Annotated in this window: 19 protein-coding genes; 12 read left to right on the plus strand and 7 right to left on the minus strand. The window is 42.2% G+C overall.

Annotation, left to right across the window (positions count from 1 at the left end):
* Positions 1 to 62: 62 nt before the first annotated feature.
* Positions 63 to 1,748 carry a lysine--tRNA ligase gene (gene lysS / locus RMX98_RS07835; protein WP_322677390.1) on the plus strand — a complete coding sequence of 562 codons (1,686 nt, stop codon included), beginning with the start codon at positions 63 to 65 and terminating at the stop codon, positions 1,746 to 1,748.
* A 324-nt stretch (positions 1,749 to 2,072) separates the two neighbouring features.
* Here the strand turns inward: lysS and purF are convergent, their stop codons facing one another.
* The 5 genes from purF to RMX98_RS07860 all read right to left on the minus strand — a co-directional run bounded on the left by purF (position 2,073) and on the right by RMX98_RS07860 (position 8,559).
* Positions 2,073 to 3,572, minus strand: coding sequence for an amidophosphoribosyltransferase (gene purF / locus RMX98_RS07840; RefSeq protein ID WP_322677391.1), 1,500 nt, complete (start codon positions 3,570 to 3,572; stop codon positions 2,073 to 2,075).
* Between the two features lie 424 nt (positions 3,573 to 3,996).
* A complete protein-coding gene (gene purL, locus RMX98_RS07845; protein ID WP_322677392.1) occupies positions 3,997 to 6,387 on the minus strand; it encodes a phosphoribosylformylglycinamidine synthase subunit PurL in 2,391 nt (796 codons plus the stop codon).
* 103 nt (positions 6,388 to 6,490) lie between these two features.
* The gene (locus RMX98_RS07850; protein ID WP_322677393.1) at positions 6,491 to 6,823 is read right to left on the minus strand and encodes a type II toxin-antitoxin system death-on-curing family toxin; all 333 of its coding nucleotides are present in this window, start codon (positions 6,821 to 6,823) and stop codon (positions 6,491 to 6,493) included.
* A complete protein-coding gene (locus RMX98_RS07855) occupies positions 6,810 to 7,124 on the minus strand; it encodes a hypothetical protein (RefSeq protein ID WP_322677394.1) in 315 nt (104 codons plus the stop codon). The genes RMX98_RS07850 and RMX98_RS07855 overlap by 14 nt, the downstream gene beginning before the upstream one ends.
* A gap of 949 nt (positions 7,125 to 8,073) precedes the next feature.
* A complete protein-coding gene (locus RMX98_RS07860) occupies positions 8,074 to 8,559 on the minus strand; it encodes an allophycocyanin subunit alpha-B (protein WP_322677395.1) in 486 nt (161 codons plus the stop codon).
* Between the two features lie 275 nt (positions 8,560 to 8,834).
* Here RMX98_RS07860 and rlmD point away from each other — a divergent pair, with 275 nt between their 5' ends.
* Both rlmD and RMX98_RS07870 read left to right on the plus strand, forming a co-directional pair.
* Positions 8,835 to 10,205, plus strand: a complete 1,371-nt coding sequence (gene rlmD / locus RMX98_RS07865; protein WP_322677396.1) for a 23S rRNA (uracil(1939)-C(5))-methyltransferase RlmD — start codon at positions 8,835 to 8,837, stop codon at positions 10,203 to 10,205.
* Between the two features lie 426 nt (positions 10,206 to 10,631).
* Complete coding sequence (locus RMX98_RS07870) at positions 10,632 to 11,081, plus strand: anti-sigma regulatory factor (protein WP_322677397.1); 450 nt, start codon at positions 10,632 to 10,634, stop codon at positions 11,079 to 11,081.
* 74 nt (positions 11,082 to 11,155) lie between these two features.
* On the opposite strand, the gene RMX98_RS07875 is transcribed toward RMX98_RS07870, so the two are convergent.
* Positions 11,156 to 11,434: a DUF6439 family protein gene (locus tag RMX98_RS07875; protein WP_094328229.1), complete on the minus strand. Its 279-nt coding sequence runs from the start codon at positions 11,432 to 11,434 to the stop codon at positions 11,156 to 11,158.
* Positions 11,435 to 11,570: 136 nt separating this feature from the next.
* Between RMX98_RS07875 and RMX98_RS07880 the strand changes: the two genes are divergently transcribed.
* The 4 genes from RMX98_RS07880 to RMX98_RS07895 all read left to right on the plus strand — a co-directional run bounded on the left by RMX98_RS07880 (position 11,571) and on the right by RMX98_RS07895 (position 13,850).
* Positions 11,571 to 11,933, plus strand: coding sequence for a hypothetical protein (locus tag RMX98_RS07880; protein ID WP_322677398.1), 363 nt, complete (start codon positions 11,571 to 11,573; stop codon positions 11,931 to 11,933).
* 2 nt (positions 11,934 to 11,935) lie between these two features.
* Positions 11,936 to 13,327, plus strand: coding sequence for an asparagine--tRNA ligase (gene asnS / locus RMX98_RS07885; protein ID WP_322677399.1), 1,392 nt, complete (start codon positions 11,936 to 11,938; stop codon positions 13,325 to 13,327).
* 80 nt (positions 13,328 to 13,407) lie between these two features.
* Positions 13,408 to 13,638 carry a DUF2281 domain-containing protein gene (locus tag RMX98_RS07890; protein ID WP_322677400.1) on the plus strand — a complete coding sequence of 77 codons (231 nt, stop codon included), beginning with the start codon at positions 13,408 to 13,410 and terminating at the stop codon, positions 13,636 to 13,638.
* Positions 13,632 to 13,850 carry a type II toxin-antitoxin system PemK/MazF family toxin gene (locus tag RMX98_RS07895; protein WP_322677401.1) on the plus strand — a complete coding sequence of 73 codons (219 nt, stop codon included), beginning with the start codon at positions 13,632 to 13,634 and terminating at the stop codon, positions 13,848 to 13,850. Before RMX98_RS07890 ends, RMX98_RS07895 begins: the two co-directional genes overlap by 7 nt.
* A gap of 37 nt (positions 13,851 to 13,887) precedes the next feature.
* Here RMX98_RS07895 and RMX98_RS07900 read toward each other — a convergent pair whose 3' ends face one another.
* Entirely contained in the window at positions 13,888 to 15,180 is a 1,293-nt protein-coding gene (locus RMX98_RS07900) for a hypothetical protein (RefSeq protein WP_322677402.1), read from the minus strand.
* 142 nt (positions 15,181 to 15,322) lie between these two features.
* Here RMX98_RS07900 and RMX98_RS07905 point away from each other — a divergent pair, with 142 nt between their 5' ends.
* The 5 genes from RMX98_RS07905 (at position 15,323) to RMX98_RS07925 (ending at position 22,033) form a co-directional block, all read left to right on the plus strand.
* Positions 15,323 to 15,799 carry a chemotaxis protein CheW gene (locus tag RMX98_RS07905; protein WP_322677403.1) on the plus strand — a complete coding sequence of 159 codons (477 nt, stop codon included), beginning with the start codon at positions 15,323 to 15,325 and terminating at the stop codon, positions 15,797 to 15,799.
* A gap of 21 nt (positions 15,800 to 15,820) precedes the next feature.
* Positions 15,821 to 17,092 (plus strand): CheR family methyltransferase, encoded by a 1,272-nt coding sequence (locus tag RMX98_RS07910; RefSeq protein ID WP_322677404.1) that lies wholly within the window; start codon positions 15,821 to 15,823, stop codon positions 17,090 to 17,092.
* Positions 17,093 to 17,695: 603 nt separating this feature from the next.
* Positions 17,696 to 19,360, plus strand: coding sequence for a methyl-accepting chemotaxis protein (locus tag RMX98_RS07915; protein ID WP_322677405.1), 1,665 nt, complete (start codon positions 17,696 to 17,698; stop codon positions 19,358 to 19,360).
* A 180-nt stretch (positions 19,361 to 19,540) separates the two neighbouring features.
* Entirely contained in the window at positions 19,541 to 21,307 is a 1,767-nt protein-coding gene (locus RMX98_RS07920; RefSeq protein ID WP_322677406.1) for a methyl-accepting chemotaxis protein, read from the plus strand.
* A 9-nt stretch (positions 21,308 to 21,316) separates the two neighbouring features.
* Positions 21,317 to 22,033, plus strand: a complete 717-nt coding sequence (locus tag RMX98_RS07925; RefSeq protein ID WP_322677407.1) for a chemotaxis protein CheW — start codon at positions 21,317 to 21,319, stop codon at positions 22,031 to 22,033.
* The last annotated feature ends 506 nt before the right edge of the window (positions 22,034 to 22,539 follow it).

Raw genomic sequence — 22,539 nt, forward strand, 5'->3', positions numbered from 1 at the left:
TATTCCTTACTCTCAACTTTGGCAGCATCTATAATTAATCTTGCCCTATTTAGTTCGTTACCATGTCGGAAGAAGATATCCGAGCCGCAAGGCTGGAGAAAGTAGAACAACTCAAGCAGCTAGGGACTAATCCTTATGCCTATCGTTGGGAATCCACCCATCATGCAGCGCAGTTGCAAGAAAAATTTGCCGATTTATCCAATGGTGAAGAAGTCGATTTAGAAGTTGCCATAGCTGGACGCATTATGGCGCGTCGCGTTTTCGGTAAATTGGCTTTTTTCACCTTGCAAGATGAAACCGGTACAATTCAGCTTTATCTGGATAAAAATCGCATCCAAGAAAGCATGGCAGATATTGATGCTGATGCCTTCAATCATTTAAAACAACTCACAGATGCAGGCGATATCCTGGGAGTTAAAGGTACTATTAAACGGACTGAAAAGGGCGAGTTATCTGTCTACGTTAAACAATATACTATCCTTACTAAATCCCTGTTGCCCCTACCCGACAAGTGGCATGGATTAACGGATGTTGCCAAGCGTTACCGTCAGCGCTACGTTGACTTGATTGTTAACCCTGAAGTGCGGCAAACTTTCCGCCGTCGCGCTCAAATTACTGCCGGTATTCGCCGCTATTTGGAACAGCGAGATTTTCTGGAAATTGAAACTCCAGTTTTGCAAAGTGAGACTGGGGGTGCAGATGCCCGTCCATTTATCACCTACCACAACACTTTAGAAATGGAATTGTATCTGCGAATTGCCACAGAACTCCATCTCAAGCGGTTGATTGTGGGTGGTTTTGAAAAGGTGTTTGAATTGGGGCGAGTTTTCCGCAATGAGGGAATTTCGACTCGACACAATCCCGAATTTTCGACGATTGAAATTTACCAAGCCTACGCCGACTACAACGATATGATGGCGTTGACTGAAGGGATTATTACTACTGTTGCCCAAGATGTACTCGGTACATTGCAAATCACTTACCAAGGGGAACCGATAGATTTAACACCACCTTGGCGACGGGTGACAATGCACGATTTAGTTAAAGAATTTACCGGCTTGGATTTTAATTCGTTCCAAAGTTTGGAAGAAGCAAAAACAGCAAGTAAAAATGCTGGTATTCCTGGTATAGATGAAGCCCAATCAATTGGTAAGTTACTAAATTTGGCCTTTGAAGAGAAAGTAGAAGCTAATTTAATTCAACCTACCTTTGTAATTGATTACCCTGTAGAAATTTCGCCCTTAGCAAAACCTCACCGTTCTGTGCCTGGTTTGGTGGAAAGATTTGAGTTATTTATAGTCGGGCGAGAAACTGGGAATAGCTTCTCAGAATTGACCGATCCCATCGACCAAAGAGAACGTTTAGAAGCCCAAGCGGCGCGAAAAGCTGCTGGTGATTTAGAAGCCCAAGGTGTAGATGAAGACTTTCTGACAGCTTTGGAATATGGGATGCCGCCTACAGGTGGTTTAGGGATTGGGATCGATCGCTTGGTAATGTTATTAACCGATTGTGCCAGTATTCGGGATGCGATCGCCTTCCCCTTACTCAAGCCTTCCAGCAGCCTGGTTAAAGAATTTCGTTACGATCCAACAACTCAAACACTAACTATTGAATTTGACAATGGAAGTGTTTATGAGTATTTCAAAGTACCCCTTAGTGTAAAGGAAGGCTTAGAAAATGCACCGTCTGATGGTCAATACTTTAACAAGTTTATTAAAGGGAAATTTAAGTTTGAACAATTGAGTTGAGTTAGTAAAGGTAAATGGGGCGATGACTTGCCCTATTCATCAACTTGATTCGGATTTGCTAAGAGTTTTGCCTGGAGTGTCTCTCGTTGCCAGTCGGAGACTATTGGTGTCAACTTAAGCTAGAAATCTCTTATCTGTTGGCTTCCACACCCGCCCTGAAATAAATTTCAGGGCTAATAGCTAAAGTCTACTGAAGTAGACTAAAGATTTTTCCGATTATTTAGTCATCTTTTAGATGACTTTAGCTATTAGCAAGGAACTTCAGTTCCTTGCAGGACATAACTTTCACGTTAAGTTGACACGTATATCTAATACCCTCAGCTTCTACACCACTACTTTTTCCAAGATCAGCTTAGAACGTTTCACTTGCTCAGGAATCGCCACGGGATAATCTCCGGTGAAGCAGGCAGAACAGAAACTATTGGTGTCTTCTCGTGTCGCTTCTAGCATTCCCTCCCAACTCAGATAGGCGAGGCTGTCTACTTCCAGTTGCTTGGCAATTTCTGCTACTGACTTGGTAGCAGCAATTAGCTGATCCTGAGAATCGGTATCGATGCCATAGAAGCAGGGATGAGTTACAGGCGGAGAAGAAATTCGCATGTGTACCTCTACTGCGCCTGCTTCACGCAAAGTTTTGACTAATTTACGGCTGGTAGTACCCCTTACAATCGAGTCATCTACAATAATTACTCGTTTACCTAGCAGTACATCTTTGAGGGGGTTGAGTTTCATTCTCAGACCCGATTCCCGCATGGTTTGGGTTGGTTGAATGAAGGTTCGCCCAACATAGCGATTTTTAATCAGTCCTTCGCCGTAAGCGACACCAGACGCTTGGGAAAATCCAATAGCAGCAGGTATACCAGAATCAGGAACACCAAAGACAATATCGGCATCTACAAAAGATTCTTTAGCTAGCTGGTGTCCTAATCGCATTCGATAGCTGTACAAACTCTCGTTGTGCATGACGCTATCAGGGCGGGCAAAGTAAATCATTTCAAAGATACACAATTTCCGCTCAGATTTTTGACTCCAATGATAAGAAGCCAAACCTTCTTCAGTAATCCAAATTAATTCACCCGGTTCTACGTCTCGCAGGTATTCGGCTCCAATGATGTCTAAACCACAAGTCTCGGAAGCCAAAACGTAACGGACTGGATTACCAGCCAAAGTGCCGATTACTAAGGGGCGGATTCCATTAGGATCGCGGACACCCATAACGCCGACGGGAGTGCCAATAACTAAACTAAAGGCTCCTTGGCAACGTTGAAATGCCTGAATTCCACCTTCTAGCCAATCAGCGCCCTTATCTATGGCTTCGGCGATCGCAAAAGCGATCATTTCTGAGTCTGTTGTGGTGACTAAGTTACATTTATTCTCAAGCAACTCTTGACGCAATTGCACAGTATTGACTAAATTACCATTGTGTGCAAGCGCTATTGTACCTAAACGGGTTTCCAGCACTGCGGGTTGGGCATTAACTTTGCGACTAGAACCTGTGGTGGAATAACGAGTGTGACCAACAGCAAGACTACCGGGCAATTGATCCAAAACAGATTCATTGAAAACTTGAGACACCAAGCCCATATCTTTGTGGAGATGTACCTTTGTCCCCTCAAAAGTGGCAATACCAGCTGATTCTTGACCCCGATGCTGGAGGGCGTACAATCCAAAGTAGGTCAGTTTAGCAACATTTTCTCCTGGAGCGTAGATCCCGAAAACACCGCAAGCTTCTTCTGGCTTGTCAGGTTGATTTTCATGACTATTGATTGGGTTGTTGGTCTGGTCGGGGTATTCATCCGAAGTGACAGAATGAATAGAAATCATGCTAGCTTTGCTCCTGGTGGGGGGGTCAATCAATTTTGGATTTGAGACTTCGGCTACACTCAGTCGAACTATTGACGATAGCGGAGCGTAAAGCCTTCGGCATGGCTTCGCTTAGAGCGAGTCCGTGTTCGCGCAGCGTCTCGTAGAGAGCGTCTTTTGGATCGATCGCACCGTAGTAATAGATGCGGCTTGGGATTTTAGAATGGCTATTTTAGATTTTTTGCTCACTAAGAGAAAGATTTGAACTAGAAGCAACGCCTCTAATCCAAAATCTAAAATTCAAAATTTCAAATCGGTAGTCAGTCACTGGGATTATATAGATGGCTGCGGAGTTCTTAACAAATCTTTAACCATCCATTAAAACAGTACCGTAATTTTGCTCAGAGACGCTAATAGTTGTGAGTGAAGTCTAAATACTCCGCATTCAGCGCTCAGAAGTAGTGGTATGGATGGCGAGACGTTTGGCGATCGCATGGAAATAGCGATCGCTCATATCTTCGATCCTAACTTTGATTAAGGTTTGGTTATCAGTGGTGAAAACCCCCAAACCCGTCTCAAAATTACTAACTACACCCAGTTTTTGCCACTCTTGACCCAGATGTTCCTGTAAATATGATTCCCAAATTTCTTGTTGTGCTGATGCTACAGAAACTAAAATTCTGGCACCACCTTCGGCAAACAACACCTCGTCGAGACGGTTTAACTGTGTTGGTGCTATTTCTAAATTGATTTGAGCACCAAGATTACCAGCAAGACAAGATTCGGCTAGTGCGATCGCCACTCCTCCCTCAGCAGAATCGTGAGCTGAACGTACCCAGCCATTACGAATTCCTTCACGACAAACTTTTTGGACGCGGCGTTCCAAGTCAAAATCTACCCGTGGTGGTTTTCCGGCAACAGTATCGTGGATAGTAGCTAAATATTCAGATGCTCCCAAACTGATTTTGGATGCCAGAGGTAATCCGAGAAGATAAATTACATCGCCGGAGGCTTGCCAACCTTGACCACAAATTTTGGTTAGATCGGGAATCAAGCCCACCATACCGACAACAGGAGTGGGATAAATGGGTTGGGGGATGCCTTGAGAATCAAGAGTTTCATTGTACAAAGACACATTTCCACCCGTGACTGGTGTTGCCAATTCTCGGCAACCTTCCGCCAAACCGCGACAAGCTTCTGCCAATTGCCAGTAACCTATGGGTTTTTCTGGAGAGCCAAAATTTAGGTTATCCGTCACCGCCAGAGGTTCAGCACCCACACAACTAAGATTACGTGCAGCTTCTGCCACCACTGCCTTAGCTCCTTCGTAGGGGTCAAGATAAACATAACGAGGATTGCAATCTACCGTTGCCGCCACACCGCTTTGGGCATTGAAAATTCTTCTCTGCTCCTCTGCCCCCCCGCTCCCCCGCCCCTCTTCTAGGGGGCGCAAACGAATAACAGCAGCATCTGCACCACCTGGTAGCATTACCGTATTATTTTGTACTTGATGGTCATATTGACGATATACCCAATTTTTAGAAGCGATCGTGGGTGTATCGAGCAAAGTTAACAAAATATCATTCCAATTTTGCAGTCCTCCTGGAAGTTCTATTCCAGCAGTTGTGGAAGGAGGTAAGGAATCAGGTGTCCATTCCCAAGCTTGACGCGCATATTCTGGTGCTTCTGCCAATAACTCCCGGTTATACAGTGGGGTATTTTCTGCCAAAGCTTCAGCGGGAATTTCTGCTGCTACTTCACCCTGAAAGAGAATTCGCACAATCGGATCGGCGATGACTGTACCAGCAACAACGGCTTGAAGTCCCCAACGGTGGAAAATGTCAATTAATTCTTGCTCGCGCCCTTTATGAGCAACAAACAGCATTCGTTCTTGAGATTCCGAAAGCAGATATTCATAAGGAACCATCCCTATTTCTCTGACGGGAATCTTATCTAAATCTAGTTCAATTCCCACACCGCCTTTTGCCGCCATCTCTGAGGTAGAACAGGTGATTCCCGCAGCTCCCATATCTTGGGCGGCGACAACTGCATCCGTTTTAAACGCCTCCAGACAAGCTTCAATTAACGATTTTTCCAAAAAGGGATCGCCTACTTGCACAGCAGGGCGATCGTCTATGGATTGATCGCTCAATTCTGCACTAGCAAAACTCGCGCCTCCCATACCGTCGCGCCCAGTGGTGGAGCCAACATACAGCACGGGGTTGCCTAAGCCAGATGCTCCAGATTTGACGATTTCTGAGGTTTCCATCAACCCCAATGCCATAACGTTCACCAGAGGATTACCAGAGTAAGCAGAGTCAAAGTAAACTTCGCCGCCAACGGTGGGTACTCCCACACAGTTACCATAATGAGAGATTCCTGCCACCACACCGCTAAACAGTCGTTGGGTTTTGGGATCTTCTAAGGAACCAAAGCGTAACGAGTTTAATAGGGCAATGGGACGCGCACCCATTGTAAAAATATCTCTGAGAATACCTCCGACTCCCGTTGCAGCTCCTTGAAAAGGTTCGACTGCTGAGGGATGGTTGTGAGATTCAATCTTAAAAGCTAGTTGGAGTCCATCACCCAAGTCTACAACACCAGCATTTTCACCAGGCCCCACAAGGATGCGGGGGCCATCGGTGGGAAATTGTTTGAGTAAAGGTCGAGAATTTTTATAACAGCAATGCTCAGACCACATGACGCCAAACATTCCCAGTTCAGCTTTGTTGGGATGACGGCCTAGCCGACGGACAATTTCTGCGTATTCTTCTGGTTTAAGACCAACAGCCGCAATTTCTTGGGGGGAAAAAGCTGGTTTTGAGGTTGCAGTCATGGAAGTAATGCACTCTGGGGGGACAGAGCATTATTCTATCGATTTACTTGCCCTGTAAGTACAGTTGCAGAAATGTAGATAATTCTTCTTTGGATATTTCTTTCTAAACTACTTGAATCACCAAGTTGTAAGCTTGCTCTTGGGATGCGTTGAGAGTGTAGCCATTTAAGCTCAAAAAAGTAAGCATAACAGCGAAAGCGGTACGCTTATTGCCATCAATAAACGGATGGTTCATTGCTAAATGGTAAAAGTATGCTGCTGCTTGCTCGTGAATTGTTGGATGGAGAAGTTCACCGCCGAAAGTAGCTTGAGCTTGTGCCAGTGCTGAATCTAGCAAACCTTCGTCTCTCACACCTGATGTTCCACCAAATCTTTGAATTTGGCGTTGGTGAATATCTAAGACTTGAGAAATAGTGAGAAATTTAAGAGTCTGCAAGCTGAAGGAATACCTCTTCCCATTTTTTTTCAACTGCTAAGTAAGCCTGCCATACTTCTTCATCTGAGGCAATTTGATTTGAGGCAGTATTTTCTAATTTGTCTTCATTTTGTTCAATTTCGCGCAAAAATTTGGCAAAATCAGGAATATTTAATAATAATTTTTCAGTAACTTCGTTTTCTTCTGTTTCTTGCAAATAAGCCAGAAACGCAACTGCTAATCGCAACTTTTCAATAGAAAGTTGACGCAAACGGCTTTCGGCTTCTGATAAATAATTGCTGTGCTTTTGTTCTGTTGCCATCGTTACCCCAGGCTAGTTTTTTGCCAGTTGTGAATCAATTCTGCTGCTAACTCTAGCTTATCGCGCTATTGTGATTGACTCAATTAAGGTAACTGCAAAAATAGGTAAAGAGCAATGCTTAATACAATTGCTATAACCACCGCATGATTTCAATTAGTAGTTGAATTGGTTAATGGCGTTAAAAGTATTTTGGGATGCTAATTAATTTATGTTGTAAAACACAATGCCTACGGTGGCAAGCTACGCACTTTTACTTTCCTGTAGATTGAAGCGCGATCGCTCTTCAATTTAAACTCTAACTAAATATCTGTATTTCTATTTTAGGAAGTATCGACAGTAGATGCTTGTGCTGCCTTCTATCCAAGCAAACTTGTTGCTTGGATAGAAGGATAGTATAACCCCAGAAAACGCTTAACAGAGTCATCCCGACCTTGAGGTAGAGCAGATGATTAATACCACACTAAATGCTTTATTCTTTAAAGATAACTTAATTTTTTAATCTCAGTGAAATTTCTAGCCCCTTGATTTACATAAATCTGGTGTCACTCAGAGATTATTCGGGTATATGCAGTTTAGATGTAACAATCAAGTGACGAGAATCACACATAGTAGATGATTAAGATCGTCTCACGGCACTCACTAACTAGGCATAATTAATGACAACTGAACTCTAGCCGAGTCATTAATAGGGAACACACTTAATTACCGACAGCCTTAATCAAGGACTGTCGGTTTTTTGTATCTATTTGTCCTTATCCTTTGAGCAATGCCCATACTCATAAAATTTCCCCACAACTGGTTAGTAACTTGACAGAGATTTTGCCATAGCCACTACCAAATGTGGGGAAGGTATGATCAAATTGGGGATTTTATGCCTTTCGAGTGCTAATATCTCGCACTCACTCTAGTAGACCGGAAGTATATTCCTAGAATCAGCACACACTTTGTATTAAGACATCGCTTGAATGATGTAATCAAAGTAAGGTGCTGCTTCGGCAGCGTCTTCCGCACTCAGTAAGCTAAGGGAGGCTGTTTTGAGGGAATTTATCGCTTCTACCATTCCAGGCACGGGAACGCCCAATGAATTGTACATTTCCCGCACACCAATCAAACCTATTTTTTCAATTGGCTCTTTGTCACCGGCAAGTACACCATAGGTAATTAGGCGTAAGTACCAGCCAAAATCACGGATACATAGAGAGCGTTGGCGTTCCCCGTAAGCATTACCTCCAGGGGAGATAAAGTCAGGACGCTTCTGCCAAAGTTGTTTGGTTGCTTCTTGAACTATCTTCTTTTCGTTTTCGGCTAAGGTAGCCGCAATCCGCGTCCGTTGTATGCCGGTTTCGAAAAAGTCTTTGATATTTTTAAGTTCGCCACTGCTGGGATAACGCAGTTCGTCGTCGGCTTTGAGAATAACTTGGCTAATTACAGTCATGATTATTGAAATCACCTGAAATATTATCTGTTAGTTTAGCGAGTTGGAGGTACACAAGTGAAGGGATCGGAGTTACTTATGTATTGAATTTATCTGTTTGGGGAGATGAGGGAGCAGGGGGGCAGAGGAGACAGGAGGCAGGGGAAAAGGTTAAAGGTTAAAGGGAAAAGGAATAAATTTAATCTTTCCCCTTTTACCCTTACCCTTTTCTCTTTCCCCATGCTCAATGCCCCATGCCCCTTGCCCAATGACCAATGACTAATGACTAATGATCAATGACTAAAATAATTTGGCAACAGGGTGAATTAATTGAGGTGACGATCGCTAATCTGAGTGATACAGGCGATGGTGTGGGACGTGCTGAAGAGCGTGTAGTGTTTGTCCCAGATACCGTCCCAGGCGATCGCGCTATTGTCCGTTTAGTACACGTTAAACCAAAATACGCCCACGGTAAGCTCCAAAAGCTATTAGAGCCATCCCCCCACCGTATCCGACCTAGCTGTATTGTGGCGGATAAGTGCGGTGGTTGCCAATGGCAGCATATTAATTATGATTACCAGCTAGTAGCCAAGCAAAATCAAGTTATCCAAGCAATGGAGCGCATTGGCGGTTTTATCCAGCCACCAGTAGATCGGGTACTTGCTGCCCCTTCTGCTTTGGGCTACCGTAATAAATCTACATATCCTCTAGGGATATCGGCAACAGGACAAGTACAAGCTGGTTACTATCAAAAAGGTAGTCACCAATTAATTAATTTAAATCAATGTCCAGTCCAAGATGCGCGATTAAATCCCTTACTTGCCGAAGTTAAGCAGGATATTCAACAGCAAGGTTGGCAAATTTACGATGAACACCGCCACCAAGGAAAAATTCGCCATCTCGGTTTACGCATTGGGCGACATACAGGGGAAATGTTGCTGACTTTGGTGGTAAAGGACTGGAATTTATCAGGAATTGAAACCCAAGCGCAGGAATGGTTAAAGCGCTATCCGCAGTTAGTGGGAGTGTCGCTCAATCGCAATAGCGATCGCACAAATGCTATCTTTGGATCAGAAACCCGTTGCATCGCTGGAGTACCCCACCTGCGTGAAAATTTTGCCGGACTGGAATTTCAAGTACGCCCAGATACATTTTTCCAAGTGTATACCGAAACAGCAGAGGCACTATTAGAGGTAATTCAATCAGAACTCAATCTTCAAGGGCATGAGTTCCTAGTTGATGCCTACTGTGGTATTGGGACTTTAACTTTGCCTCTTGCCAAAAAAGTACGTATTGCTACAGGATTAGAAGTGCAATCAGCAGCAGTAGAACAAGCAATTTTGAATGCCCACCGCAACGGAATTGATAATGTGACTTTCCTTGTCGGGGCAGTAGAGAAATTGCTTCCAAAAATGGGCACAATACCAGAAGTAGTAATACTCGATCCGCCACGTAAGGGGTGCGATCGCGCAGTCATAGATACTTTACGGCAATTGAAACCATATAGGATCGTTTACGTCAGCTGTAAAGTAGCTACCCTCGCCCGCGACCTGAAATTGCTTTGTCAAGATGGGCAATATACCATCACACGGGTACAACCTGCCGATTTTTTTCCTCAAACTGCTCATGTTGAAGCTGCCGCCTTTCTTGTGTTATCACATTGTTGACAAGGTTAGTAATTCCTTCAAAAAAACTGAAATTTGAAATTTTTAGTCTAGTGCATACTAAAGATGCTAAAATTGAATTAAGCCAAAAATAAAAATTCATTTTGTTTAAATAAATTCAAGTTGCATGGGTTCTTAAAAATATGAAGAAGATTGTGTAAATGATAAATCGGCAACTAACTAGAGTATGCCAATACTCTCTAAAATTAACAGCATATTCTTAATTTGCTGACCTCATTATCAAATTACTTCCAGCCGATATATCTAAACAATCGCAATTCATAGTTATAGAGCCAATGCTCCCTAGCATTTTCAAAATTTAGTTTTAAAGACGCAAGTTTGAAGGCAGCATGACCACCTCAAGTTTTATCAGGGTGACTGTAATAGCAAACTGATGTCTAGCTAACTGAAAGCTATGGGGTTTCTCTTGTGATTACTATTTCACTCCGTCCAGTTGGACGTTATTGGGGCACTATTAGTTTTGCCTCAACCCTCTACCTTTGTCCCATATTAGACTTATTGTTGGCAGAAATTCCAGCAAGATTACAAGCAGAACTGCGGCTAGGACTTCAAGAAGCCCTAGTCAACGCAGCTAAACATGGTAATAATCTCGATCCGAGTAAAACAGTTGTAGTTCGTTTTTCCGTAATCGATAATCAATATTGGTGGATAATATCAGACCAAGGTAGTGGCTTTACTCCTTCGTCTACTCGTAATGAAGAACCAACAGACTATCTTCCACCAGATGAGTCAGAAAATGGTCGTGGTTTATGTCTTCTACATCAAATTTTTGATCAGGTAGAGTGGAACCGCAAAGGCACAGAATTGAGGCTTTGTAAACAAATGGAAAATCGCCGAGGATTATCTCTGCGGCGGTAGGGTAGTTAGGATTAGGAGTTAGGAGTTAAAAGTTAGAAGTTGAATAATAATTCATAACTCCTAACTCTTAACTTCTAACTTTTTCCGTGAGTCGGACAGGGAGGGGCAGAAATAGAGCGATCTAACCAACCAATTGCCTGTTCTAATCTAGCTTGAGCTTCTTGTGGCTGATTCTTTAAAAGATACACAATAGCTGCTGCCACTTGTTCATTAGCGCGGGAATTGCGGTTAGACTTGAGGCGATGCCAATCGTTAGGGGAAATGCTCAGTCTTTCCATGAGGGCTTGAGCTAGTTCTAGAGTACTAAGTTCATTCAGTTGACTGGTTTTCGGCAGCTGGGTAGATTGGGACATAATTATGAGTGCTGAGTGCTGAGTGCTGAGTGCTGTTAGCGGAAAGCTAAGGTTTAGCCCGTGCTGAGTCAAAAACTCATAGTTTTAATTTTGACTATTGGCAGACTGCTCTTTAATTTTAGTTTACTACTTGTAAATGAAGCCGCCAAAACAATCACAGCCGTCAGCAGAAAATCCCGAACCAGATTTTGAACAGGAACTAGAGGAAGTAGAGCGATCGCTCCTATCCTTAAGAGAACGTTACGATCAAGTGCAACGCGATCGCCAACAACAGGCACAATGGCAACAGCGCCGGGATCAACTAAAGCACAATAAATCTCAGACACCAGAAATCAAAGCAGAGTTACGGCACATTCAACAGCAGTTGGAACGGCTAGAACTAAACTTAGAAAGCCAGTTATTTTCTTGGCGTAGCCTCAAAAAACCTTTCTGGCAAGTCGTCCGCTTTGGTGGAATGGGCGTTATCATAGGCTGGATATTAAAGTCTTATGCTGGGTAAATATGGTAAATCGACGGATTGCAGAAATATTGCGAAGTGGCCAACCTGATGAGTCCCTCCAAGTGCAAGGCTGGGTGCGGACGAAGCGCGAGTCCAAAGGGTTTGCTTTTATTGAAGTCAATGACGGCTCATCACTAGCTAATTTGCAAGTCGTCATTAATCAGGATTTGCCAGATTACGAAGCTATTTTGAAAAAATTGAATACGGGTGTTGCTGTCGAAACGACAGGGGTACTAGTGGCTTCTCTGGGTAAAGGACAACGGATTGAGTTGAAAGCCGAGTCAGTGAAAGTTTACGGCGAAGCTGATCCCGATACATATCCCCTGCAAAAGAAACGCCATTCCTTTGAGTTTCTGCGAACCATTGGACATTTGCGATCGCGTACTAATTCTTTTGGTGCAGTTTTTCGCGTCAGAAATGCTTGTTCGACAGCAATTCACCAATTTTTCCAAGAAAGAGGCTTTTTGTGGGTACACACACCCATTATTACTGCTAGTGATTGCGAAGGTGCGGGTGAATTGTTTAGCGTTACCAGTTTAGATTTAAAGAATATTCCCCGCACAGAAAACCAAGCAGTAGATTACAGCCAAGACTTTTTTGCTAAACCCACATATCTAACAGTTAGCGGCCAGTTGGAAGCGGAAGTGATGGCGATGGCCTTTAGCAATGTTTACACATTTGGCCCTACCTTCCGTGCAGAAAACTCCAACACCTCGCGTCACTTAGCAGAATTTTGGATGGTTGAGCCGGAAATGGCTTTTTGTGACTTAGAAGGCGATATGGATTTAGCTGAGGCATTTCTCAAACACATTTTTAAATATGTGTTGGAAACTTGCCCAGAAGACATGGAGTTTTTCAATGAACGCATTGATAAATCTGTGTTGGCAACAGCCGAGAATATTATTAATAATCAGTTTGAACGCTTAACTTATACAGAAGCCATCAAACTTTTAGAAAAAGCTGATGTTAAATTTGAATATCCTGTGAGTTGGGGTTTAGATTTACAATCAGAACACGAACGCTATTTAGCTGAACAACAGTTTAAAAAGCCAGTAATTGTCACAGATTACCCAGCGCAAATCAAAGCTTTTTATATGCGCTTGAACGACGATGAAAAAACCGTTCGCGCAATGGATATTCTCGCACCCAAAATTGGCGAGATTGTCGGCGGTTCTCAACGGGAAGAACGTTTAGAAGTATTAGAACGCCGTGTGTTAGCGCAGGGTTTAAAGCCAGAAGACTTGTGGTGGTATCTTGATTTGCGTCGTTATGGTACTGTTCCCCATGCTGGTTTTGGGTTGGGTTTTGAACGACTCGTGCAATTTATAACAGGTATGGGAAATATCCGCGATGTGATTCCGTTCCCGCGTACACCGCAAAGTGCTGAGTTTTAGTTTAATTAGACCTGGCTATTTCCAATCGCCAGGTTTTTTACTTTTGTGGATAAAGAGAAATCCATTTGAGAAGATTTATCATGAGCATACAAGACCAAACCATTGGTAAAATCCGGCAAATGCCAGAAGCTTTAGTTCAGGAAGTGAGTGATTTTATCGACTTCCTATTAATGAAGCATAGCGGTAAGAACTGGGAATTATGGCTTCAGTTTAGCGAATCGTTAGAAATAGTAGAATCAGATTTTTCAGAATATTTATCTAATTTAAAAAATTATGAAGAACGCTTGGCACGTGGAGAAATCCAGTGGTAGATATCTCAAGAAAGGATGTAGTTTTGTGCGATCTAAATCCTGTTATTGGTACAGAAAAAGCAGGGATTAGACCTGTGATAGTAGTGCAAATTGATCGGGCAAATGCTGTTATCCCCCATACTATTATTGCACCATTCACTTCGAAAATTAGACGTGCTATTTTACCTTTTCATGTATTTGTACCTGCTGGTATCGGTGGTTTAAGCCAGTAAATAATGTGTTCTTACTTCGGACGTTATTTACAGGTCGCTACAAGTATTTAAGGGACTCTGGCACTCCCCAAATTTTAATTGTTCTATCAATGCTATAACTAGCAATGAAGTTACGATCGCTACTCATGGCAACATAACCAATTGGCGCTGTATGCCCCTGCAATGTACATAGTTTTCTGTTCATTGCCAAATCCCAAACAACTATTTCGTAGTTGTCTGTACAGTAGATTAAAACTCTACCATCTGAACTCATAAGGCAAGGAGCAACACCCGAAGATGTATAGAGAATGCGATCGCCGATCAATTCCCACACACACACCTTTTTTTCCCGGATTCCGCAAGCCAAAATTTGCCCATCAAAGCGATTTGCAAGTCCATTCACTGTCATAGCAGGTAGATTATCCAATGTTTGAATAAGTTCTCCTGTTTCGGTATTCCAGAGGTGTAGCTTATTCTGCAATCTCTGCTTGAAATATGCAACCAATAGTTTTCCATCAGGAGTGAAGAGAAGGGGTGATATATAGTTACCCAAAGGTAAATTCTCAAGAGGTACTAAAGCCCAATCCTGAAATTGATGATGGAAGCGACGAGTATAGGTTTCATAATCCCAAATCTCTAGCTCTCCTGTTTTCCCCACAGTATAGCCAGTGGCAAGCAATGGCTGCTTAGTTGAGCAGACAGCCAAGCAATGGGGAGCGGTTTGAACAGTATTCATAAGGTAATCGGGATAAGTGCCAATTGGCTCTTGTGTTTCTGTATCTAATGGCCAAAAAAAGTGCTGAAAGCTAATGATACATACTTTTCCGCTTTTGCCTAAACCAAATTCGTGAGCCATCGCCAGATCAAAATCTTTCTTACTTTGACCTGTTTTCAAATGCCAAATATTAACGAAAGATTGCTTATAAGACAGATCCCAGTAGCAAATAAGGGTGTTATTGTAGTCTGCAATCGCAAAATAATATGGATGATGTTGTTCAGGTTTGTAGCAATCTAGATTAAATTCCGTCAAGCTATGCAGGCATTGCATTTTTGTAAAGGGCAGATAATTCCATAGGGCTTGTTCAGCAGTAGCTTCGCTGCTGTAGGACAATAACAGCAAAGCTGATTCCCGCACTTCTCTGACGCCATCGCCCAATGCCTGGATTACTAAATCAATTCCTTTGTGCCCATATTGAAATGCTTCTAAAAGAGCATCCACTTTTTCTTTTGTAGAAGCACCGCGCAAACGATATCTAATGCCCTCTAATCCCTGTATTACTGGACTAGAAGAAGAAACTAGGTCGTGTTCTCTTATCACGTTACTGTTATCTGTGGGCTTTTCAGAAGTCATCTGGCAAACACTAAAACTCTGACAAAGTAGCATATAGTTTTTAGAATATGCCTGCAATAAATTTCTCATCACCGTAGGATAGGCATCTTGCATAGCCTACAAGGAACATCAAAGCTAGCAATGGAGATGTAAATTAGTGTTAATGCTACTTCTCAACATTGGGAATGAGCGATATGCCATAGAAAGCCGACAGGTTGTAGAAGTAATACCACTTGTTGTACTCAAAAGTTTGCCCCACCAGCCTGAGCATATCGCTGGTGTTTTTAACTATCGTGGACGCATTGTACCAGTAATCGATTTATGTCAGTTAATGCGTGGTAAACTTTCCAGTGAGTACCTGAGTACTAGAATTGTTCTAGTCAATTATTGGGGAAGTAATAATACAGAACTTCAGGCTCCCTATATTTTGGGTTTGATGACAGAACAAGTTGTAGAAACATTACATCAGTCTGAGTCTGAATTTGTCGATCCCAATATTCAGATAGATACAGCGCCATATTTGGGCAAAATGATTGTAGATGACCGAGGGATGATTCAGTGTCTTCGCATTGAGTACTTGTTGTCAGAAGCACAGCAAGTCAATCTCTTGCCAGAAAGTCATCACAATACTAGATTTTAGATTGGTCTGAAGACTCTATAAATGGCACAATCTGTTATTCAAGCTTTACTAAAAAGCAAGATTGGTTTAGATGCAAATTCTATTGGTGCTGATGCGATCGCTAGTGCAATTTATCAACGCATGGCAGATTGCGGCATCACGGATATTGCTCACTATCTGGGGAAGTTACAGGGATCTACCCAGGAATGGGAAGCACTGATTGACAGTGTAATTGTTCCAGAAACTTGGTTTTTTCGAGAACCAGAGTCTTTTGTATTTCTGAAGCATTACGTATTATCTGAATGGTTGCCAAAAAATTCCCAAAGCGTACTGCGGGTTTTGAGTATACCCTGTGCAACCGGTGAAGAACCATATTCCATTGCAATCGCTCTTTTGGAAGCAGGATTAAATTCAACAAACATTCACATCGATGCTGTTGATATTAGCAACAAGTGCCTACTAAAAGCCCAACGAGCAATCTACCATCAATACTCGTTTCGCGGCAATAGCCAATCGTTTCAAGAGCGCTATTTTCAGCCAACTGAGGCAGGATACCGCCTGTGCGAACAGGTGAAAAGTATGGTGAATTTTCTGCACGGTAACTTAGTAGATACCGATTTTTTATTAGGTACGCCGCCCTATGATATTATCTTTTGCCGTAACCTGCTGATTTACTTTGATAGTGCTACCAAAGTACATACTATTAGAGTTCTAAAAAGGTTAGTAAACCCGCAAGGTTTGCTATTTGTTGGACATGCTGAAGCTTGGTTACTATCGAAAACTGAATTTGTTTCAGTTCGTCAAGATTCAGTGGTTACTCATCGAAAGTCCCCAACGTGCGAGAATATTCGCAAAAATCATCATCCCAATCTTCAGAAACAAGACTTTACAAGCAAAAATATCGATGTTCTTAACAACCGACAACTACAGAACAAAAACCATTCCAAGTTTGCCGCACAAGCGAGATTGAATCTTCCTCCTCAAAACCCCATATTACCAAAAGACCTGAAAGAAAATTTGTTAGAAACAGCCAGAAACTTAGCTAATCAAGGTCAGTTGAATGAAGCTGCTAAATTATGCAACGACTATCTGAACCAAAATCAGGTCAGTATTGAAGCGTATCTTCTACTTGGTCAGGTACAGCAAGCAATGGCACAAAATGAGCAGGCGGAACGATCTTTTCAAAAAGCAATCTACCTGCAACCTACCCATGAAGAGGCACTTATTCATTTGGCATTACTCAGAGAACATCAAGGAAATATTGGTAGCGCAAATATCCTTTGGCAGCGAATTCACCGACTAAAGAAGAAGTGAAATCAGGATAGCGCTTAATAATTTGTTTCAAAATTGAATATGCAAATTGTTAATCTCGTTTACGATCTGGGAACTCTAAGAATTGCAAGTGTTTCAAAAGACTTTTGACATCATGTTCAAAAATATTTACAACAAATGAATCAGTCATAAAGGCTTATATCTGTATGAGCCTACCCATATAACCCAATACGGCTCAGTTAAAGGTTACTGGCAACAATTTTGGGTTTTCGAGACGCGATAAATCGCCGTCTCTACAAGTGTTTTGTTGCTCATTCTGAACTGTTTTTCTATATAACCTTCATCAGCCTCTGACAAAATTTACTTTTGCAAAAAATCTAATTGGCGAATTGGGTAAACCTCAAGCAATTCCTATCCATCCAGAAACGTACATTAAAACCTCATCCATTTGGAAACTTGGAGTAGTACGGACATCTTGCGCGCTAATATCAGCAGGAAGCAAGATACTCCCACTACTTTAAAAATATGGTTTTCAAAATAGATGTGGTTTAGTATAGCGTGGTGGAAATAGCTATCCAATTTAAAAAGCTGACTTTTGCATTTTACCTAATACACCTATTTGGAAAAGTCAAACATCAAAAATATATGCAACAAGGAATTAGAATTAATCAATTTGTCATTGGTGGATTTGGAATCATTGTTATCTTAACAGGTATTGCTAGTTTTGTGGCTAAATCAGCAAACGATTCTCTAGCTAATTCTGCTACTTTAGTAACGCATACCTATTCAGTTAAATTGGATTTAAAAGAAATTGAAAAAATTTTAGTTGATGCTGAAACTGGACAAAGAGGATTTATTATTACAAACAAACAACAATATTTAGAGCCTTATGAAATTGCTAGAAATAACCTGAAAGATAAATTTAAATATTTAAGACAAAAGATTTCAGATAATCAAAAGCAAGTCCAGAGTTTAGATAAATTTGAGGAGTTATCCCAAGAAAAGATGAGCGAGTTAGAAACAACGATCGCTCTCAAAAAAGCTGGTAAAGAGCAAGAAGTACTAGCTCTGATTCTTTCAGATAAAGGTAAAAGTATTATGGATGCAATCAGACAAAAGCTTAGTGAGATGCTGCAAACAGAAGAGCAACTTTTAGAAGAGAGGCAAAAGCAAGCAAGTCAATTTCAGACATTTGCAAATTCCGTTAATTTCGCTACTTTCTTCTGTATTATGATTGTTGCATTCATTGTTTCACTGGTTATTGTCCGCATTCTCAGTCTTTCCTTGAGTCGCTCTTTGCAGTCAGCATTTAGTCTAGCAGAGCAGGTTTCTGCCGGTGATTTGACAACCCAGGTTGAAGTTACCTCAGATGATGAAATTGGCAAGTTAATGGCTGCATTGAAAAACATGATTGCTAACCTCAATACCCTTGTCCGTCAGGTGCAAAATTCAGGTATTCAGGTAACTACTTCAGCTACTCAAATTGCTGCTTCTGGTAAACAATTAGAAGCGACAATTTCTGAACAAGTAGCCTCGACGAATCAGGTAACTGCTACTGCTAAGGAAATTGCTGCAACTTCCAGAGAACTGGTAAATACTATGGAACAAGTTGCGACTACCTCACAAATCACGACGACGGCTGCTAGCAATAGCCAAAAAGATTTAGTTCGCATGGAAGCCACTATGCGGCAATTGGCAGAAGCCACCAATGCCATTGCTGCTCGACTGGGAGTAATTAGCGAAAAGGCGAATAACATTAACAACATTGTTGTCACAATTACGAAAGTGGCAGATCAGACAAATCTACTGTCGTTAAATGCGGCTATTGAAGCCGAAAAAGCTGGAGAATATGGTTTGGGTTTTGCGGTTGTTGCAAGAGAAATTCGCCGACTGGCAGATCAAACTGCTGTTGCGACTCTCGACATTGAACAGATGGTAAAACAAATGCAATCGTCAGTCTCTACAGGTGTGATGGAGATGGACAAATTTGCTGCTGAAGTTGGACGGAGTGTAGAAGATGTTGCCAGCATTAGTTCTCAAGTTGGGCAAATTATCCAACAAGTGCAAGACATGGCCCCTCACTTTGAGTCTGTGAACCAAGGTATGGAAATCCAGTCGGTGGGAGCGCAACAAATTAGTGACGCGATGGTGCAGTTGAGTAGTACTTCAGTGCAAACGGCGGATTCTCTGCGAGAAATTAATAGTGCCATAGCTCAACTCAATCAAGTTGCTCAAGGATTACGTCAAGAAATTGCCCGCTTTCAGGTGAAAACAGAATATTCTACTTTAACTCCTCAGCAATCAATCTAATCAACAATTGAGGAAATATCTCAAGACTTTTACATCATCAGTAAAATCTAATCTCTGAACTAAGCTATCTACTTAATAATTTGTTTAAAAATAAAAATACAAACTGTTCATCTTGTTTGTGATTTGGGAATTCTAAGAAACGAATGAATTTTACAGCAACAGACGAACAATAGATATCCAATGTTCAAGAACATCACCTTGCAAACACGGTTGATCGGTTCATTTTTATTCATAGGACTGATTGTATTCGTAATGGCCTTGCTGGCATGGTTCGTTACCAACGAGTTAAATCAGTCAATTAATTCACTAACCTTGAATAACATCCCCAGCTTGTCTGGGGTATGGAAGATTAAGGAAGGCCAGACACAAATTCAATCGGCAGAACGATTATTATTTAATCCGGAAATTACTGTTAGTGAAAGAGAGAGTGCGATCGCGGAAATCGAAAACGCTTGGAAACAGATTAACGAAGGTATTGCACAGTACGACGCAACTCCATCTACAGAAGAAGAGTTAAAAGAGTATAACTTACTTAAAGAAAACTTGGGAGCTTGGAAAAAAGTCCATGAAAAATTCTTAGAAATTGAGCAAAAAATAAATCAAAATGGAATTAAAAATCCTTGGAAAAAACAACTTGAGTTAATTACTCAAGGACAGCAAAAAGCTGTCCCAGCTAATATTCAAAAAGGATTTCAATTACGCAATCAAATAGATTTTGAGACAAAAAGAAAGGAAGAAGCATTTTTTAGAAAAAGTATAGATCAAGCAAAAAGACTTTTAAACTTCAATGAAGATTTTATATCAGATACACAAAAAGAAGTCGAAGAGAATGTGGCTCGCAGTATTTTCTGGATTTCTGTAGGAATTGCCATTGGCCCGGTAACTGCGATTATTCTTGGGCTTGTAATAGCTCGACAAATTACTTCTCAAATTTTTAGTGTGATTAGAGTTGCAGAGCAAATTTCTCTGGGAAACTTAACAACTAAAATTGCGGCTGACTCTAACAGCAAAGATGAAATGAATAGACTCTTAACTGCTTTCCAAACTATGACTCAGAATCTGAACACTCTGATTCGTCAGGTACAGCATTCAGGCATACAGGTTACTTCCTCAGCGACTCAAATAGCAGCTTCAGGTAAACAATTAGAAGGGACGCTGATTGAGCAAGTAGCTTCTACGAATGAGGTAGCTGCCGCCACCAAAGAAATTTCCGCCACCTCTAGAGAATTAGTCAGTGCAATGGAACAAGTTGCAACTATTTCCCAAATCACGACGACAGCAGCCAATGATAGCCAAAAAGATATAGTGCGGATGGAAACCACTATGCGGCAGTTAGCAGAAGCCACTAATGCGATCGCAGCTCGATTGGGAGTAATTAGCGAAAAGGCAAATAGCATTAATACTATCGTCGTCACAATTACCAAGGTGGCAGACCAAACAAATCTGCTGTCGTTAAATGCGGCGATCGAAGCCGAAAAAGCTGGAGAGTATGGCTTGGGCTTTGCTGTTGTGGCTAGAGAAATTCGTCGATTAGCAGATCAAACCGCCGTTGCTACCCTCGATATTGAGCAGATGGTGAAGCAGATGCAATCGTCAGTCTCTACAGGTGTGATGGAAATGGACAAGTTTGCCGCAGAAGTTGGGCGAAATATAGAAGATGTTGCCAGTATTAGTACACAGGTTGGGCAAATTATCCAGCAAGTGCAAGACCTGAATCCGCGATTTGAGTTTGTCAACCAGGGTATGGAAACCCAATCTGTGGGAGCGCAACAAATTAGTGAAACGATGGTGCAATTGAGCAGTACCTCCGTGCAAAGTACGGATTCTTTGCGGGAAATTAATCATGCCATAACCCAACTTAACCAAGTGGCGCAGGGATTGCGTCAAGAGATTGCCCGCTTTCAGGTGGAAGCAGAAAACGTTATACCCCTGCACCAATTCTCTTGAGCAGCCCTTATGAACCCCACTACGCCATTAAATATTGAACGTTGTTGGAATTTTATCGGCATTGAGGGCGATCGCTCCTGTCCGCAATTAGCCACCTACACCCATTGCCGCAATTGCCCCGTTTACTCCACTGCTGGACGCTATTTGTTAGAGCGCTCCATATCTGAAGATTATCGCCATCAGTGGACTGAGTTACTGGCTAAATCTAGAACTGATGAAAATTCCCAGATATCCCATACTTTAACCACCACTCAAATCACAGTTGTGATTTTTCGTCTGCAACGGGAATGGCTGGCGCTTTCTGCCCAAATCTTCAAAGAAATTTCTCCTGCAAGTGTAGTTCATACCATACCGCATCGCAGCAATCAAATCTTGCGGGGATTGGTAAGTATTCGAGGCGAATTACTATTGTGTATTTCTTTGAGCGATCTTTTGAATCTGGAAACTGCCGAGACAGCAGTACAAACGCTCAGTTCAGTGGTGTATTCGCGCATGGTGGTGCTGGAAAAAGCAGATAAAACTTGGGTGTTTGGTGTAGATGAACTTTATGGAGTACACCGATTTCACCGGGATGAGTTACAAGAGCCGCCTAAGAGTCTGACTCAAACTTATACAAAAGGGTTATTTCACTGGCAACCTGGCGGATCGCAAATGGAGCGATCCCACAGTGTCAGCTATTTGGATGATGAATTGTTATTCACCACCTTAGCTAGGAAGGTGCTGTAATCAAAGACCTAACCCCCCAACCCTTCCCTTGTAGGGAAGGGGGAGCTAAACTCCCCTCTACTCGTAGGCTACGGTGGTGTACACAAGTCTTTTAAAGTTGCTGCGGAACGTAGGGTGGGTTAATTTTTGTAGGTCGATGCAACAAAGGTGCGAGTCGATACAACAAACGTGCAAGGCGATGCAACAAAGGTGCGAGTCGATACAACAAACGTGCAGGGCGATGCAACAAAGGTGCGAGTCAATACAACAAATGTGCAGGGCGATGCATCAAAGGTGCGAGTCGATACAACAAACGTGCAGGGCGATGCAACAAAGGTGCAGATCAAGAGACTTGTGTACACCACCGTAGCCTCGTAGGAGAGGGGGTTGGGGGCAATACTTGTTGGGTTTTGGGGAAAAGGGGAAGGGGGGGCCCCAAGAAGGGGATACGGGGCGGGGGAAAGGGGAAAGAAAAAACCTTTAACCTTTACCCTTTAACCTTTTCCCCAAACCCAATTCCGAGTTAA

The sequence above is a fragment of the Nostoc sp. DedQUE02 genome (genome assembly GCF_034531035.1).
In the GTDB taxonomy this organism is placed as follows: Bacteria; Cyanobacteriota; Cyanobacteriia; order Cyanobacteriales; family Nostocaceae; genus Nostoc.